Raw genomic sequence first — 997 nt, forward strand, 5'->3', positions numbered from 1 at the left:
GGCGGCATGGAGACGTGGGAGAAATCGGGCGCCTCCCAGAACTTGACCTCGGCGGCCGCCACGTGGATCCGCAGGTCCGGACGTAGCCGTTCCTTGACCCCGTCGACGAGCAGCCCGCCAATGTGGTCCATGTGCATGTGGGTCAGCACCACGTCGGTCACGGACGCAAGATCGATGCCGGCGGCCTCCAGTCGCTTGATCAATTGCCCGGCCCGCGGCAAGTGCAAGTCCGGGTCGAGCCCAAGCCCAGCATCGACGAGTATGGTCCGGTCGCCGCTACGCACCACGACCACGTTCAGCGCCCAATCGTAAGCGTCCGGCGGCAGGAACATGTCTTTCAGCCAGGTCGCCCGGACGGCCGGGTCGATGTTGTGTGCCAACATTGCGGTTGGGAGCGGTAGCACGCCATCGCTGACCACCAGCACGTCAATCTCACCGACCTTCACCGCGTAGCGCGACGGAACCAATTCGTTGGACCCCGGTCCACCGGGATGTGAGGTGTTGGCTAGGCTCGTGTCTACGTCCATGTTCGTCTCCTGTTTCATGTTCAAGGTTACTGGCTGGTCTCGGTTGAGCAGGCCACGCAGCCAGCGAGAAGCGCGGCCCGTTTCGCGTGAAGGATCTAGAAGAAGCCACTCACGTCAGTCACACGCTCCGGATCGGCAGAGGCCAGCGCGGCAGCGCGCTCGGCACGCGGCGGATAGATCCAGACGGTGTTGATTTCCTGCTTGGTCTTCTTGCCGACGTCGCCGACCATCGCCACCTTGCGCTCCCAGCCGGTCGTGAACAGCGCACCGGCCTCGCCGAGATCCAGGCAGGTGACGTAGCCCTTCTGGTGATAGGGCCTAGTCGGAATGCCGAGCAGCTCAGCGGCGGCGTTGTTGCCGGCAAAGGCGCCCATCCGCGTGGCGTGCTGGCACGACATCAGCGCGTAGTTGCCCTCATCGTCGCAGGCGGCGCGCGCGGCATCGCCGGTCGCGAAGACACCGTCCACTCC

General features: G+C 64.9%; 1 protein-coding gene and 1 pseudogene. Both read right to left on the reverse strand.

Annotation, left to right across the window (positions count from 1 at the left end; genetic code table 11):
- Positions 1 to 527, reverse strand: a 527-nt coding sequence (locus tag KJQ96_RS38520; RefSeq protein WP_375293273.1) for an MBL fold metallo-hydrolase, incomplete at its 3' end; no start/stop codon positions are given.
- A 95-nt stretch (positions 528 to 622) separates the two neighbouring features.
- Positions 623 to 997 (reverse strand): annotated as a pseudogene (locus KJQ96_RS38525) (NAD(P)/FAD-dependent oxidoreductase); the annotation flags it as partial.

This window comes from Bradyrhizobium sp. sGM-13 (assembly GCF_018398875.1).
Taxonomy (GTDB): domain Bacteria; phylum Pseudomonadota; class Alphaproteobacteria; order Rhizobiales; family Xanthobacteraceae; genus Bradyrhizobium.